We start from the raw sequence: 15,401 nt of genomic DNA on the forward strand, positions 1-15,401 counted from the left end.
TGACTATTTTTCGCCCATAGGGGGGAGACAATTGTGATTCAAACGAAACAAAAAGGCTTTCAAGAAGTTCTTATTGCAGCTATAAAGCGTGCAACTAACGAAAAAACATTAGTTAGTTTTGTAAAACAAATAGACTGGGTGGATCCGCTTCTGTTCTATGCAGCAGGAAAAAGGATTTCATTCGAAAATAGATGTTATTTTGCAGACCCGGCTCAGCATGTAATATTTGCAGGAATTGGCTCTGTTTTCACTATAGCAAATTCTTCTCATAAGCGCTTTCAAACTGCTCGTAACGAGTGGGATAAAGTAAAAGAGAATGCATTTGTCCAAAGAGATGAATACGAATTTGGAACGGGTCCGCTTTTATTTGGTGGTTTTTCATTTGATCCAGAAAAAGAGAAAACGGACTTATGGAAAGAATTTAAAGATACGACATTTTTACTACCGGCATTTTTATTAACTGTAAAAAATGAAAAAGCATGGTTAACGATGAATACATTTGTTTCAGCAACAGATTGTGCAGAAACTCTTTATAACGAAATGATTTCTTTAGAAGAGAAAATTTTTGGGGAGAGTAAATGTGCGCTAAAAGGATCGAAATTAACTGTTACTTCTAAAGTAGAAGTGGATCCGAAAGGCTGGATGAAGGCAATTGAAAAAGTACAAGATGAGATGAAGCAGGGTAACGTGCAGAAGGTTGTATTGGCGAGGGAACTAAAAGTAGAGATGAATCATTCTATTGATTCTGCTCTTGTTTTAGAGGCACTTCGCATTGGTCAACCGGATTGTTACGTATTTTCTTTTGATTATAAAGGAGCATGCTTCTTAGGAGCGACGCCAGAACGATTAATTCGCAAAGAAGATGAGAAATTTACATCGATGTGTCTTGCTGGTTCAATTGGTCATGGTCATTCTATAGAAGAAAGTGAACGAAATAGTAATGCGCTTCTTCATGATGAAAAGAATTTAGCTGAACACGGTTATGTTGTTAACATGATCCGATCGGTACTGAATGAACATTGCGAATCGGTTAATATTCCGGAAAGCCCAGGCTTATTAACAACGAAAAACTTAATTCATTTATATACGCCTGTAGAAGCAAAAGGTGATGCGAGTCTTTTAACAATGGTAGAAGAATTACATCCAACGCCAGCTCTTGGCGGGACACCTCGTTTGGAAGCGATGAAACTGATTCGTGATGTTGAATTGTTAGACAGAGGGTTGTACGGTGCGCCGATTGGCTGGATAGATGATGAAGGAAATGGTGAATTTGCGGTTGCACTTCGCTGCGGATTATTAAACGGCGAGAAAGCATCCTTATTTGCCGGTTGTGGTATTGTAATTGATTCAGTCCCGCAGCTTGAATATGAAGAAACAAGTTTGAAGTTTAGACCGATGCTTGGTGCTTTGGAGGAATTAATGAAATGAACAATCATATAGAAGCATTATCATATTATTTAGGCGCGTTCGTGGATGAACTGACGCGTCTAGATGTATGTGATGTTGTCATTAGTCCAGGCTCACGGTCAACGCCGATTGCTTTACTAATGGAACAACATGAAGGAATGAACACATATTTACATGTAGATGAAAGATCAGCAGGATTTTTCGCGCTCGGTATTGCGAAAGCGAAAAAACGTCCGGTAGCACTATTATGTACGTCAGGAACAGCAGCGGCTAATTACTATCCAGCTGTATGTGAAGCTTTTCATTCAAGGGTACCACTTATCGTCTTAACAGCGGATAGACCGCATGAGTTAAGGGATATAGGGGCACCGCAAGCGATGAATCAATTTAATTTATACGGTACTTTTGTGAAGCAATTTACAGAGATGGCACTGCCAGAAGCAAGTGAAACGATGTATCATTACGCTCGTATGACGACGCAGCGCATAGTAGCAAGTGCTTGTTTAGCGCCGCAGGGTCCTGTTCATCTTAACTTTCCAGTTCGTGAGCCACTTATCCCCGATTTCTCACTAGAAAGCTTATGGGATAAAGGGCGTAGTGAATATACAGGAGTAGTTCAGCAAGGGAACGTAACAATGCCGCGTGAATATGTAGATTCTCTTGTAGAGCGCCTTTCACATATGGAAAAGGGGCTTATTATTTGTGGTGATGATAGTCATTCAGAACTCGCGGCATCGGCGGCAGAACTAGCTGAAAAAACTGGATATCCAATATTGGCAGATCCGCTTTCTAATATTCGTAGCGGACATCACGATAAAACGATGGTAATCGATTGTTACGATACATTTTTACGAAATGAACTGTTAAAAGAAACGTGGAAACCGGATGTTTTCATTCGCTTTGGTGGTATGCCTGTTTCAAAAGCATTAACGCAGTTCATCAAAAAACAAACGAAAGCTGTTCATATCGTTGTCGATGAATCAGGACAATGGAGAGATCCAGCTCTTGTTGCGACAGAAGTTGTACAAGCTGGTGATAATGAATTTTGCAAAGCATTAGTCGAGAAAATGCCAGTTATGAAAAAGAATGATTGGTTCGCAATGTGGCAACATATAAACGAAAAAACGAAGGAAACGCTTCGTGAAATAGAAACATATGATACTGCATTTGAAGGAAAGGTTATTACGGATATTGTACGCGTATTACCTGAAGGAGCAACATTATTTGCGAGTAATAGTATGCCAATTCGTGATACAGATTCATTCTTCTTCACATCGGATAAAAACATTCAAGTAATGGCAAACCGTGGTGTAAATGGTATTGATGGGATCATTTCGACAGCTTTAGGAGCGAGTATTATTTGTGATCCGCTCGTATTAGTTATCGGTGATTTATCGTTTTATCATGACTTAAATGGACTGTTAGCAGCGAAATTACATGAATTAAACATAACAATTGTCGTTGTAAATAATGACGGCGGGGGGATTTTCTCATTCTTACCGCAATATGAGAAAAAGGAACATTTCGAATCATTATTTGGAACACCAATTGGCCTTGATTATGAGCATGTTGTCAAAATGTACGGCGGTTCATTTAGCCGTGTAAATGGTTGGGGAAACTTCCGAGAAGAGGTACAAAAAGGAACGACTGTAGAAGGTTTACACGTTGTGGAAATTTGTACGAACCGAGATGAGAACTTAACATTACACCGTACATTATGGGCAAAAACGATGGACGTGATTACTACATCTTTGCAAGGTGAATCAAAATGAAAGTAACGCTGCAAGGTGTATCGTATGAATATGAAGTAGTCGGGAGCGGGGAACCACTTCTACTTCTTCATGGTTTTACGGGAAGCATGGAAACGTGGCGTTCTTTTATCCCTTCATGGAGCGAGCAGTTTCAAGTTATTGTAGTGGATCTTGTTGGACACGGAAAGACCGAGAGTCCTGAAGATGTTGCGCATTATGATATCCGCAATGTGGCATGGCAAATGAAAGAACTACTAGATTACCTTCATATTGAAAAAGCACATATACTTGGCTACTCGATGGGAGGAAGACTGGCGATCACGATGGCTTGCTTACATCCAGAGTATGTACGATCTCTTATATTAGAAAACTGTACAGCTGGGCTCGAAAATGAAGAGGATAGAAAAGAACGCCGTGAAAAAGATGAGCGACTTGCTAATAAAATTGAGCGAGAAGGCATTCAAAGTTTTGTTTCTATGTGGGAAAATATTCCGCTTTTTGAAACACAAAAACGTTTAGCAAAAAACGTACAAGAAGCGGTGCGAAAAGAACGGCTTGCTAACAATTCAAAAGGACTTGCAAATAGCTTGCGCGGTATGGGAACAGGGGCTCAGCCTTCATGGTGGGATGAGCTATACAACTTGAAAATGCCTGTTCTTTTAATGAACGGAGAATATGATGAAAAGTTCTTTCGCATATTAAAAAACATTAAAAAATGCGTCTCTGACGCGAAATTTGTCAAAATTGATGGTGCTGGCCATGCAATTCATGTGGAACAACCGGAAAAGTTTGATACAATAGTAAAGGGATTTCTAAAAACTATGCAGTGATGCTTTTTTCAGCAAGAAGGAAGTCACACTTATAGATGAGATCAGAAATATACAAGGAGGTAGTTGTAATGGCTATTGAATGGGTAAAAGAAGGCAATTATGAAGATATTATTTATTCAACATACAATGGTATCGCAAAGATTTCGATTAACCGTCCTGAAGTACATAACGCATTCCGTCCAAAAACGGTAATGGAGTTAATCAACGCTTTTGCACACGCTCGTGATGATGCAAATGTTGGCGTTATCATTTTAACTGGTGAAGGTGGACGTGCATTCTGTTCTGGCGGCGACCAAAAAGTTCGCGGTCATGGTGGATATGTAGGTGACGACCAAATCCCTCGTTTAAACGTATTAGATTTACAACGTCTAATTCGTGCAATTCCTAAACCAGTTATCGCAATGGTAGCAGGTTATGCAATCGGTGGAGGACACGTACTTCATATCGTATGTGACTTAACAATCGCTGCAGACAACGCTGTATTCGGACAAACAGGTCCTAAAGTAGGAAGCTTTGACGGTGGATATGGAGCTGGTTACTTAGCTCGTATGGTAGGCCACAAGAAAGCTCGCGAAATTTGGTACCTATGTCGTCAATACAATGCACAGGAAGCGCTTGATATGGGCTTAGTAAACACTGTAGTACCATTAGAAGAGCTTGAAGCAGAAACAGTACAATGGGCACAAGAAATCTTAGCAAACAGCCCAATGGCACTTCGTTTCCTAAAAGCTGCATTCAACGCAGACACAGACGGTCTAGCTGGTATTCAACAACTAGCTGGAGATGCAACGTTATTGTACTACACAACTGACGAAGCTAAAGAAGGTCGTGACGCGTTCAAAGAAAAACGCAGTCCGGACTTCGGTCAATTCCCTCGTTTCCCGTGATCAAAAGCGGAGCCGACTGTTTAGCCTCGTAGGCTAAGGTTCTTTCGCACAGAAAGTGTTTTTTACTTTCTCGTGCGGAAGCGGTTCGCCTACAAAGTGAGACGCAACCGATGATCAAACCGGAAACAAAACAACTAAGAGACTTGATGTCATATCAAGTCTCTTTCTTTCATGAAAGGAGAATGAGTAATGGAGACGATGCCAAATTGGTTAAAGCAACGTGCTTTTTTAACACCAGATCGCACTGCAATTGAAATAGAAGAAGAGAAAGTTACTTTTATACAGCTACATGAAAAAGTAGTATCTGTTTGTGAACACCTCACGCATGTCGGAGTGAAGCGAGGGCAAAAGGTGGCTGTTCTGATGAAAAATGGTATGGAGATGATTACAGTTATTCACGCCCTATCTTACGTAGGTGCAGTAGCTGTGCTTTTAAATACGCGTCTTTCAAGAGAAGAGCTACTTTGGCAAATGGATGATGCTGAAGTTGTTTGTTTGGTGACGGATCAACAGTTTGATGCTAATGATGTTCCTGTATATTCATTTGCTGAAGTGATGAATGGACCGAAGAGAGAAGCATCTATACAAGAAGAATTCGCTTTAGAAGAAGCGATGACAATTATTTATACGTCTGGGACGACAGGAAAACCGAAAGGCGTTATTTTAACGTACGGAAATCATTGGGCAAGCGCAGTCGGTTCTTCGCTTAATTTAGGTCTTCGTGATGATGATTGCTGGTTAGCTTGTATGCCGATGTTTCATGTTGGCGGGCTATCTCTTTTAATGAAAAATATTATGTATGGTATGCGCATTTTACTCGTTCCAAAATATGATGCTGATTTTATTCATAATGCACTTCAAACGAGGGGCGTTACGATTATTTCTGTCGTATCAAAAATGTTAACAGATTTATTAGAGAGACTTGGAGAAGAGACATATCCATCTTCTTTACGATGCATGTTACTTGGCGGAGGACCTGCGCCGAAACCGTTATTAGAAACGTGTGTGGAAAAAGGAATCCCTGTGTATCAAACGTACGGTATGACAGAAACTTCGTCTCAAATTTGTACGTTATCAGCAGATTACATGTTAACGAAAGTAGGCTCGGCTGGAAAACCACTATTCCAGTGCCAACTTTGTATTGAAAAAGACGGCGTAGTAGTGCCGCCACATGTGGAAGGCGAAATTGTAGTAAAAGGACCGAACGTAACAGGCGGTTATTTTAATCGTGAAGATGCGACGCGTGAGACAATTCAAAACGGATGGCTTCATACTGGTGACCTCGGTTATTTAGATGAAGAAGGATTTTTATATGTATTAGACCGCCGCAGCGATTTAATTATTTCTGGCGGAGAGAATATATACCCAGCTCAAATTGAAGAAGTGTTGCTTTCTCATCCAGCGGTAGCAGAAGTTGGTGTTGTTGGTATGAAGGACGAAAGTTGGGGACAAGTACCCGCTGCTTTTGTTGTGAAAAGCGGGGCGGTAACAGAAGAAGAAATTCTTCAATTTTGCGAAGAGAAATTAGCGAAATATAAAGTGCCGAAGAAAGCATGTTTCTTAGAGGAATTACCACGAAACGCTTCGAAAAAATTGTTAAGACGAGAGTTGAGACAATTAGTGGAGGAGATGTAGTGGAAATAAAAAAAGCGACAATGTATATAACGGAAATGCCACTCGTAATCCCGTTTGCTGCAAGCTACGGGACTTACGAAAAGCGTGAGAGTATCGTCATTGAATTAGAGGATACGGACGGGTACATCGGATTTGGAGAAGTTGTTGCATTTTCTGAACCGTGGTATACGGAAGAAACGGTGAAGACAGCACTACATGTACTGCAAGACTTTTTATTACCAGATTTATTAAAGGCTGAAATTTCTCACCCGAATGAGGTTCCGAGTTTGTTTCAACATATAAAAAGAAACCGAATGGCGAAGGCTGGAATAGAAGGGGCTGTTTGGGATTTATATGCGAAGCGTCAAAAGAAATCCTTAGCGACAGTACTTGGCGGAACTAGTCCTGAAATTGAAGTTGGCGTTGTAATTGGGCTTAATACGATTCCAGTTATGTTAAAGCAAATTGAGAAGTATGCGGAAGAAGGGTACGAGCGTTTTAAAGTGAAAATAAAGCCAGGGCATGACTACGAGTTATTGAAAGAAATTCGTAAGGAGTTCCCGCATATCCCGTTAATGGCTGATGCAAATTCAGCGTACACGTTAGCTGATGTAGAGAAGTTAAAACGACTAGATGAATTTCAATTGATGATGATTGAACAACCGTTAGCCGATTACGATTTTCTCGACCATGCACAGTTGCAAAAGAAAATCGAAACGCCAATTTGTTTAGACGAAAGCATCCATAGTTTAGAAGACGCGCGCGTTGCGATTACACTTGGCAGTTGCCGAATCGTTAATCTTAAGCCAGGGCGAGTGGGTGGATTAACAGAATCTATTCAAATCCATGATTATTGCATGGAGCATAACATACCAGTTTGGTGCGGCGGTATGGTGGAAATGGGAATTTCACGCGCACAAAATGTCGCCCTCGCTTCTTTGCCGAACTTTACGATTCCTGGAGATATATCAGCTTCTAGTAGACATTGGGAGAAGGATATTATTTCGCCGGAAGTGATGCTTCAGGGCGGGAAAGTGATTGTACCGCAAAGCATTGATGCTGAGTATGAGGTGGACCGCGGGAGATTAGAAGAAATCACGAAGCAGCGGATTGTTTTTGAGCGATAAGGTGGTCGACAAAAAGGTTACTCTAACGAGTAGCCTTTTTGTATTGTACAAATTGGATAGACTAGTTTACAATCGAGCGTATAAAAATGGAATGAGAAAAAGGGGGAGTAAAATGAAGCGCATTTCAATTTTAATAGCTGATGATGAAGCGGAAATTGCTGATTTAATTGAGATACATTTAGAAAAAGAGGGTTATCATGTTGTGAAGGCAGTTGATGGAGAAGAGGCAGTTCATATTATTGAAACGCAGCCAATCGACTTAGTGATTTTAGATATTATGATGCCGAAAATGGATGGTTATGAAGTGACGCGCCAAATTCGCGGCAAGCATCATATGCCAATTATTTTCTTAAGTGCGAAAACATCTGATTTTGATAAGGTGACAGGTCTAGTGCTGGGCGCGGATGATTATATGACAAAGCCGTTCACACCGATTGAATTAGTTGCACGTGTAAATGCACAATTACGTAGGTTTCTGACGTTAAATCAGCCGAAAATAGAGGAAAGTAAATCTGTTTTAGAAATAGGTGGAGTTGTGATTGATCCTGAGCGCAGAACGGTAAATGTGTACGATGAGCAAGTTGAATTAACACCGAAAGAGTTTGACATTTTATATTTATTAGCGAGTCATCCGAAGAAAGTGTACAATGTGGAAAATATTTTTCAGCAAGTATGGGCAGATGATTATTATGAAGGTGGAAATACAGTTATGGTACATATTCGTACTTTGCGGAAAAAGCTTGGAGAAGATAAAAGAAAGGATAAGTTAATAAAAACAGTATGGGGGGTAGGTTATACTTTCAATGGGTAACATGATGAAAAGCTTTCGTTTTAAAATGATAGCCTTATTTGCGTTAAGTATGGTGCTAGCAGCTACTGTAACATTCATGATTTATAAAGGATTGCAGTTGTATTATAAAACGATGGTTCGCTATGAAGAGCCTTTAGCACAATTTAGGTCAACCGTAAGAGAATTTGGAGACATTAATTTCTTTTTAATTTTCTTTATTCCGTTATCTATTATCTTTTTCTTCTTTTTAACAAAACCGTATTTAAAATATTTTAGTGAAATTTCTAATGGGATTCATCATCTTGCGAATGGAGATTTTACAAACAAAGTCCAAGTTTCATCGAATGATGAGTTTGGAAATATCGCGCGTGAAATTAATGTAGCGAGTGAGAAGTTAAAAGAAGCAGTGGAACGAGGAGACTTTGCTGAAAGTAGTAAAGATCAGCTCGTTGTAAATTTGGCTCATGATTTAAGAACCCCATTAACATCCGTGTTAGGATATTTAGATTTAATTCTTAAAGATGACAATTTAACAAAAGAACAAATTAAACATTTTTCCACGATTGCATATACAAAATCGCAAAGGTTGGAAAGTTTAATTGATGAGCTATTTGAAATTACACGTATGAATTATGGCATGCTAAAGCTAGATAAAAAGCCAATTGATATAAGTGAGTTGCTTATACAACTAGATGAGGAATTGTATCCGTTATTAGAAAAACATCATTTAGAAGCTAGATTGAATGTTGATCCTCATTTACCGATTCACGGTGATGGGAAATTACTAGCCCGGGTATTTGAAAATCTTTTAACGAATGCGATTCGTTACGGATATGATGGACAGTTTGTTGATATGAACGGTTATATTGATCATGAAGAGGTAGTTGTACAAATTGTTAATTACGGAGATAGCATTCGAGAAGAAGATCTACCGTATCTTTTTGATATATTTTATACAGGTGATAAAGCGAGAACAGAGAACCGTGGCGGGACGGGCCTAGGACTATTTATTGCTAAAAATATTATCGAGCAGCATAATGGTATAATCTCAGCCGAGAGTAATGTAGTTAGAACGGTATTTGAAGTGAGATTACCAAAAGACGAGAACGTAACAATTTAATAAAAATTTAAACTTTACCCCACTTTTTATTTTAATAGTTTTTTCTATTCTATACGTAAGTTACGTTAAGGAGGAACTAGAGATGAAAAAGTGGGTATTTATTTTTCTTTTTATAGTGTGCACCGTGTGTGTGGGCTTTTATATATCACCGTTATTTCAAAAGGAAATTGATGTGAAAATTGTCGGAAAAGATGAGCTAGTAAAGGCGGCAAACACCGAGAAGAAAGAGATTACGAAGGAACAAATTTATAAGGGCGATTTATTATTAGTTAACAAAGATTATCCAGTAAAAAAAGATAGTATTCGGTCTGATATTATAAATGTAAATCACAATAGTGAATTAGTGAGAGGTTATGTAATATTTGATAGAAACCTTCGCTTATCAAAGGATGTTGTGAAAAAGTTTTTGAACGTTGTCGATGCGGCTGGAAAAGATGGGATACAGCATTTCTTAATGAGTAGTGGGTATCGAGATTTTAAAGAACAAAGTAAATTATATAAGGAAATGGGATCTGATTACGCGCTTCCAGCAGGATATAGTGAACATAATTTAGGATTATCACTAGACGTTGGATCAACTCAAAAGAAGATGGAGAAAGCTCCTGAAGGAAAGTGGGTTGAAGAGAATGTATGGAAGCACGGATTTGTTTTACGTTACCCGAAAAATAAAAGTAACATTACAGGCATTCAATATGAGCCATGGCACATCCGTTATGTCGGCCTACCTCATAGCGCAATTATGCAAAAAAAGAATTTCACACTAGAAGAATATTTAGAGTTTTTAAAAGAGGAAAAAGAGATTTCAACTGAAGTAGAAGGTAAGAAATATACTGTTTCTTATTATAAAGTTTCGGAGAATATGAAAGTGAACGTTCCAGTGAATAAGCAGTATGAAATTTCGGGGAACAATATGGACGGGGTTATTGTGACAGTTCAGGAATAGAGAAAAAGGCTGTGCCATTTGGGACAGTCTTTTATTATATAAAGAAGGAATTGCCGTTCTTTGCCGTACTATAAATATTCTTGGGAGCTTTTTTATTTACAATTAAACATTATAACGTTATATTTACTTCTCTCTTTTTTTGTGTTACGCTAAACGTGTGAAAGAGATATAAAATGAAATTTTAATGTAAGCGTATTCTTATGGCTTCTTATAGAAAAGGGTGGAAATACAATGACAGAACGATTCGTACTACGTAATGTGAAACGTGTGAACGGGGAAGAGATTGACATTGTAATTGAAAATAACAAAATCGCACAGGTGACGAAAGCTGGTGCAGGCGAAGGTGGAAAGGTTCTTGATTACTCTGGTACTTACGTATCGAGTGGTTGGATTGATTTACACGTTCATGCTTTTCCAGAGTTTGATCCATATGGCGATGAGGTGGATGAAATTGGCGTTAAGCAAGGGGTAACGACAATTGTTGATGCGGGTAGCTGCGGAGCTGATCGTATTGCAGATTTAGTACAAAGTAGAGAGCAGGCAAAGACGAATTTATTTGCCTTTTTAAATATTTCTCGCATCGGTTTGAAACGAATTGATGAATTGTCCAATATGGAATGGATAGATAAAGAGAAAGTAATAGAAGCAGTTGAAAAGTATAAAGATGTAATCGTTGGGTTAAAGGCGAGAATGAGTAAGAGTGTCGTTTGTGATAGTGGAATTGAACCGCTGCATGTTGCCCGCTCTTTATCTCGTGAAACATCATTACCGATTATGGTACATATCGGTTCAGCGCCTCCTCGTATAGAGGAAGTTGTACCTCTTTTAGAAAAAGATGATGTGATTACACATTATTTAAACGGGAAAGAAAATAATTTATTTGATGAAGAAGGAAAACCACTACCTGTGTTATTAGATGCAGTGAAACGCGGTGTTCATTTAGATGTTGGTCATGGTAATGCTAGTTTTTCTTTTAAAGTAGCAGAAGCGGCGAAGCGTCACGATATTGCCTTTCATACAATTAGTACAGATATTTATCGGAAGAATCGTATACACGGTCCAGTATATAGTATGGCTCATGTTCTTTCGAAATTCCTTTACTTAGGTTATCCGCTAGAAGAAGTAATTGATGCGGTTACGAAAAATGCATCAGAATGGCTGAAAAAACCAGAGCTTGGCCGCATTCAAGAAGGAGATATTGCAAATTTAACTTTATTTACGGTTAAAGATGAGAAGGTTACGTTAATTGATTCAGAAGGGGATCAGCGCATTGCTGAAAGAAGAATTGATACAAAAGGGGTTGTAATTAATGGGTCATTCATTGAATGCTAAGTACGGATTAAAAAGAGTGATTAATGCGAGCGGTAGAATGAGTATTTTAGGTGTATCTGCTCCTACAGATACGGTAATGGATGCGATGAAACATGGTGGACAAAATTATGTAGAAATTGCTGATTTAGTAGATAAAGCTGGGGACCATATTGCGAGAATTCTAGATTCAGAGGCAGCGGTCGTTGTGAATTCAGCATCGAGCGGAATTGCGCTTTCTATTGCTGGTATCGTTACAGAAGGAAATCGCCGTAAAAGTGAAAGACTTCATCAAGAGGTCATCGCGAAAAACGAAGTGATTATGTTAAAAGGCCATAACGTTCAGTATGGTGCGCCTGTTGAAACGATGATTTATTTAGGTGGCGGTAAACTTGTAGAAGTTGGCTACGCAAATGAAGGGAAAGCAGAGCATATTGAAGATGCAATTGGTGAAAATACAGCGGCAATTCTGTATGTGAAATCACATCATGCAGTGCAAAAAAATATGATTTCTGTTGAAGAAGCATGGGAAGTAGCTCAGCGAAATAATGTGCCACTTATCGTTGATGCAGCAGCTGAAGAAGATATTCAAAAATATGTGAAGTATTCAGACCTTGCCATTTATAGCGGTTCAAAGGCGATTGAAGGGCCGACTTCTGGTATTGTCGGCGGGAAACGAAAATATATTGAATGGCTGAAAGTGCAATTACATTGCATCGGAAGAAGTATGAAAGTTGGGAAAGAAACAACATTTGGTTTACTTCAAGCGCTTGATGAGTACGGAGTAAAAGAAGATAAAAGTGAGCAAGAAAAAGAGTTATTACAAGTACTTATGCCGCTGAAAGAATTAAATGGTGTAAATGTAACGATTGTTCAAGATGAAGCGGGAAGAGCAATCTTTAGAGCTCGTATTCATATTAACGAGAAAGAATTAAATAAATCGGCAAAAGACGTTGTGACTGAATTACGCGAAGGGGAAATCGCAATTTACACACGTGATTACGGAGTAAGACAAGGATTCTTTGATATTGATCCACGTCCACTTCAAGGTGATGACATACATGTAATTGAAGAAAAAATGAGAGAAATTGTAGGGGGAAACTAAAATGACAAACATTCAAAAACGTTTTTATAAAGGCCGCGTAGCATTAAATGTATTAGCGAACAATATCCGAAATGCGAAAGACATTTTTGAAGCAGCAGAAGGTTATGTAGTAGTTGGTGTGTTATCAAAAGATTATCCAACAGTAGAAGAAGCAGTAACTGCGATGAAAGCATACGGAAAAGAAATTGATGACGCTGTATCAATCGGACTAGGCGCAGGAGATAATCGCCAAGCGGCAGTTGTAGCTGAAATTGCAAAGCATTATCCTGGCAGTCATATTAACCAAGTGTTCCCTTCAGTTGGAGCAACGCGCGCAAATCTGGGCGGAAAAGATAGCTGGATTAATAGTTTAGTATCGCCAACAGGAAAAGTAGGTTACGTAAATATTTCTACTGGCCCAATTAGTGCAGCTGGGGAAGAAAAAGCAATCGTTCCAATTAAAACAGCAATCGCACTTGTACGTGATATGGGTGGGAATTCACTGAAATACTTCCCGATGAAAGGTTTAGCTCATGAAGAAGAATTCCGCGCAGTTGCGAAAGCTTGCGCTGAAGAAGGATTCGCATTAGAGCCAACAGGCGGAATTGATAAAGAAAACTTCGAAACAATTGTACGTATTGCGCTTGAAGCAAATGTAGAGCAAGTGATTCCGCACGTATACTCTTCTATTATTGATAAAGAAACTGGTGATACGAAAGTAGAAGATGTTCGTGAATTATTAGCGGTAGTGAAGAAGTTAGTTGACCAATATGCGTAAGAAAATTGCAGCATTCGGCGAAGTAATGATGCGTCTGCAAGTACCAGGATACGAATTGCTATCGCAAGCAAACACATTAAATTATTCATTTTCTGGTACAGGTGTGAACGTTGCAGCAGCACTTTCTCATCTCGGGCATGAAGGTTTTCTTATTTCAACTTTACCAGAGAACTCGGTTGGGGATGCTGCGATATCACATATTCAAAAGTTAGGCATTCGGGCGCCGTTTATTTCAAGAGGTGGTAAATATGTCGGCATGTACTTTTTGGAAAATGGATTTGGAGCACGTGCAAGCCGCGTTACATATTCGAATCGATTAGAAAGTAGCTTTAATACGGCATGTGAAGAAATGTACCAATTTGAAGAAATTGCTAAGGAGATTGATATCGTTCATTTTTGCGGTATTACACTTGCGATGAATGATACTGTACGCCATCATATGAAGTCTTTAGCGAGAGCAGTTAAAGAAAACGGAGGAACCGTCGTTTTTGATTGCAATTATCGTCCATCACTTTGGGGAGAAGACGGATATGAACAGGCAAAACCGCATTATGAAGAAATGCTGGGGCTTGCTGATATCGTTATGATGAATGAAAAAGATGCGATGTTCGTTCTTGGTATGAAAACAGAAGAGACGGAGCGTGAGGCGCAGCTGCTGGATCTCATTCCAAAGGTAGCTGAAACGTATCATATCGCTACAATCGCTGGTACTCATCGCTCTATTAACAGTGATAATACACATTCACTTCGCGGGTTTATATGTAAAGATGGATCGTTCACTTTTGCAAAAACACTTACGTTTTCTGTATATGATAGAATAGGTGCTGGAGATGCTTATACGAGCGGAATTATTCATGGCGAGATAAAAGAGTTTGCACCAGAGAAAGCTGTTTCATTTGCGTCAGCAGCTGGAATGCTAGCACATACAATCGTCGGTGATACGCCAATGTCATCAGAGAAAGATATACTTCGGGCGATGACGGCATCAGTAGGTGATGTAGAAAGGTAGTGGGTGTAACAGTGAACGTAACGAGGAAAAAAGGACCATTATATTTACAAATAAAAAATATTATTCGTGATCGAATATTGCATGGCGTATATGCGATTCATACGAATATTCCTTCAGAACCGCAATTAGAAGAAGAGTTCAAAGTTAGTAAGATTACAGTGCGTAATGCGATTAAAGAACTCGCTCAAGAAGGATATTTGGAAAAGAAGAGCGGCAAAGGAACGAAAGTGATTCGTAATACTTCTGCGACAAAACTGTCAAAGGGTAAGAAATTTACAGAAGTGTTAGTGGAAGAAGGATATAAAGTACAAAAGAAATTATTAAAAGCAGAAATCGTTCATAATGAGGAAGGAACAGTGCCGTTTCGATTATTCGGTAAAGAGAGTTTTCGTATCGAGCGCTTATATACGTTAAATGATACACCGTATATTCATTATACGCACTATTTCTCAGCTCAAATGGCAAGTACAGATTTATCGGACTTTGATTTACAATCGCTTTATGATTTAGTTGAGGACCGAGGTATACATTTAGAAAACTTCAGAGATGAATTCGCAGTTGGACTTGCGCCTAATTTCGTTGCAGAAGCGCTAGGTGAAAAAGATGGGACAGCGTTATTAAAACGTATGCGCTATTCTTATGATGAATTTGGCGAAGTAATTGAATATAGCGAAGGCTACTACAATACAGGAATGCAGCATTATGTAGTGAATTATGACGTATAAAAAAGAGGGGATGTTCCCTCTTTTTTTA

General features: G+C 39.0%; 14 protein-coding genes. All 14 read left to right on the forward strand.

Annotated elements, in window-relative coordinates; all coding sequences use genetic code 11:
* The first annotated feature begins 33 nt into the window (after positions 1-33).
* The 14 genes from COK05_RS12340 (at position 34) to COK05_RS12405 (ending at position 15,373) form a co-directional block, all read left to right on the forward strand.
* Complete coding sequence (locus tag COK05_RS12340) at positions 34-1,428, forward strand: isochorismate synthase (RefSeq protein WP_098612802.1); 1,395 nt, start codon at positions 34-36, stop codon at positions 1,426-1,428.
* Complete coding sequence (gene menD, locus COK05_RS12345) at positions 1,425-3,179, forward strand: 2-succinyl-5-enolpyruvyl-6-hydroxy-3-cyclohexene-1-carboxylic-acid synthase (RefSeq protein ID WP_098612803.1); 1,755 nt, start codon at positions 1,425-1,427, stop codon at positions 3,177-3,179. The genes COK05_RS12340 and menD overlap by 4 nt, the downstream gene beginning before the upstream one ends.
* Positions 3,176-3,988, forward strand: coding sequence for a 2-succinyl-6-hydroxy-2,4-cyclohexadiene-1-carboxylate synthase (gene menH / locus COK05_RS12350; protein WP_098612804.1), 813 nt, complete (start codon positions 3,176-3,178; stop codon positions 3,986-3,988). Before menD ends, menH begins: the two co-directional genes overlap by 4 nt.
* Positions 3,989-4,056: 68 nt before the next feature.
* Positions 4,057-4,875, forward strand: a complete 819-nt coding sequence (gene menB, locus COK05_RS12355) for a 1,4-dihydroxy-2-naphthoyl-CoA synthase (protein ID WP_016079909.1) — start codon at positions 4,057-4,059, stop codon at positions 4,873-4,875.
* Positions 4,876-5,064: 189 nt separating this feature from the next.
* Positions 5,065-6,510, forward strand: coding sequence for an o-succinylbenzoate--CoA ligase (locus tag COK05_RS12360; RefSeq protein ID WP_098612805.1), 1,446 nt, complete (start codon positions 5,065-5,067; stop codon positions 6,508-6,510).
* Positions 6,510-7,616, forward strand: a complete 1,107-nt coding sequence (menC, locus tag COK05_RS12365) for an o-succinylbenzoate synthase (protein WP_098612806.1) — start codon at positions 6,510-6,512, stop codon at positions 7,614-7,616. Before COK05_RS12360 ends, menC begins: the two co-directional genes overlap by 1 nt.
* A gap of 112 nt (positions 7,617-7,728) precedes the next feature.
* Positions 7,729-8,427 carry a response regulator transcription factor gene (locus COK05_RS12370; RefSeq protein ID WP_098612807.1) on the forward strand — a complete coding sequence of 233 codons (699 nt, stop codon included), beginning with the start codon at positions 7,729-7,731 and terminating at the stop codon, positions 8,425-8,427.
* Positions 8,420-9,526: a sensor histidine kinase gene (locus tag COK05_RS12375; RefSeq protein WP_098612808.1), complete on the forward strand. Its 1,107-nt coding sequence runs from the start codon at positions 8,420-8,422 to the stop codon at positions 9,524-9,526. The genes COK05_RS12370 and COK05_RS12375 overlap by 8 nt, the downstream gene beginning before the upstream one ends.
* 82 nt (positions 9,527-9,608) lie before the next feature.
* Positions 9,609-10,469 (forward strand): M15 family metallopeptidase, encoded by an 861-nt coding sequence (locus tag COK05_RS12380; protein ID WP_098612809.1) that lies wholly within the window; start codon positions 9,609-9,611, stop codon positions 10,467-10,469.
* 231 nt (positions 10,470-10,700) lie between these two features.
* On the forward strand, positions 10,701-11,801 hold the full coding sequence (locus COK05_RS12385) for an amidohydrolase/deacetylase family metallohydrolase (protein WP_098612810.1): 1,101 nt from the start codon (positions 10,701-10,703) through the stop codon (positions 11,799-11,801).
* Positions 11,779-12,882 (forward strand): DgaE family pyridoxal phosphate-dependent ammonia lyase, encoded by a 1,104-nt coding sequence (locus COK05_RS12390; RefSeq protein ID WP_098612811.1) that lies wholly within the window; start codon positions 11,779-11,781, stop codon positions 12,880-12,882. The genes COK05_RS12385 and COK05_RS12390 overlap by 23 nt, the downstream gene beginning before the upstream one ends.
* 1 nt (position 12,883) lies before the next feature.
* Positions 12,884-13,639, forward strand: a complete 756-nt coding sequence (dagF, locus tag COK05_RS12395) for a 2-dehydro-3-deoxy-phosphogluconate aldolase (protein WP_098612812.1) — start codon at positions 12,884-12,886, stop codon at positions 13,637-13,639.
* The gene (locus tag COK05_RS12400; protein ID WP_098612813.1) at positions 13,632-14,648 is read left to right on the forward strand and encodes a sugar kinase; all 1,017 of its coding nucleotides are present in this window, start codon (positions 13,632-13,634) and stop codon (positions 14,646-14,648) included. Before dagF ends, COK05_RS12400 begins: the two co-directional genes overlap by 8 nt.
* The gene (locus COK05_RS12405) at positions 14,648-15,373 is read left to right on the forward strand and encodes a GntR family transcriptional regulator (RefSeq protein ID WP_098612814.1); all 726 of its coding nucleotides are present in this window, start codon (positions 14,648-14,650) and stop codon (positions 15,371-15,373) included. Before COK05_RS12400 ends, COK05_RS12405 begins: the two co-directional genes overlap by 1 nt.
* Positions 15,374-15,401 lie beyond the last annotated feature (28 nt).

This window comes from Bacillus cereus (genome assembly GCF_002567495.1).
Classification (GTDB): Bacteria; Bacillota; Bacilli; order Bacillales; family Bacillaceae_G; genus Bacillus_A; species Bacillus_A cereus_AQ.

Bases quoted from the DNA above. Each gene is read 5' to 3' on its own strand.
- COK05_RS12385 (WP_098612810.1), top strand. From the start codon at position 10,701: ATGACAGAACGATTCGTACTACGTAATGTGAAACGTGTGAACGGGGAA.
- COK05_RS12380 (WP_098612809.1), top strand. From the start codon at position 9,609: ATGAAAAAGTGGGTATTTATTTTTCTTTTTATAGTGTGCACCGTGTGT.
- menH (WP_098612804.1), top strand. From the start codon at position 3,176: ATGAAAGTAACGCTGCAAGGTGTATCGTATGAATATGAAGTAGTCGGG.
- dagF (WP_098612812.1), top strand. From the start codon at position 12,884: ATGACAAACATTCAAAAACGTTTTTATAAAGGCCGCGTAGCATTAAAT.
- COK05_RS12360 (WP_098612805.1), top strand. From the start codon at position 5,065: ATGGAGACGATGCCAAATTGGTTAAAGCAACGTGCTTTTTTAACACCA.
- COK05_RS12375 (WP_098612808.1), top strand. From the start codon at position 8,420: ATGGGTAACATGATGAAAAGCTTTCGTTTTAAAATGATAGCCTTATTT.
- COK05_RS12400 (WP_098612813.1), top strand. From the start codon at position 13,632: ATGCGTAAGAAAATTGCAGCATTCGGCGAAGTAATGATGCGTCTGCAA.
- menB (WP_016079909.1), top strand. From the start codon at position 4,057: ATGGCTATTGAATGGGTAAAAGAAGGCAATTATGAAGATATTATTTAT.
- COK05_RS12370 (WP_098612807.1), top strand. From the start codon at position 7,729: ATGAAGCGCATTTCAATTTTAATAGCTGATGATGAAGCGGAAATTGCT.
- COK05_RS12390 (WP_098612811.1), top strand. From the start codon at position 11,779: ATGGGTCATTCATTGAATGCTAAGTACGGATTAAAAAGAGTGATTAAT.
- menD (WP_098612803.1), top strand. From the start codon at position 1,425: ATGAACAATCATATAGAAGCATTATCATATTATTTAGGCGCGTTCGTG.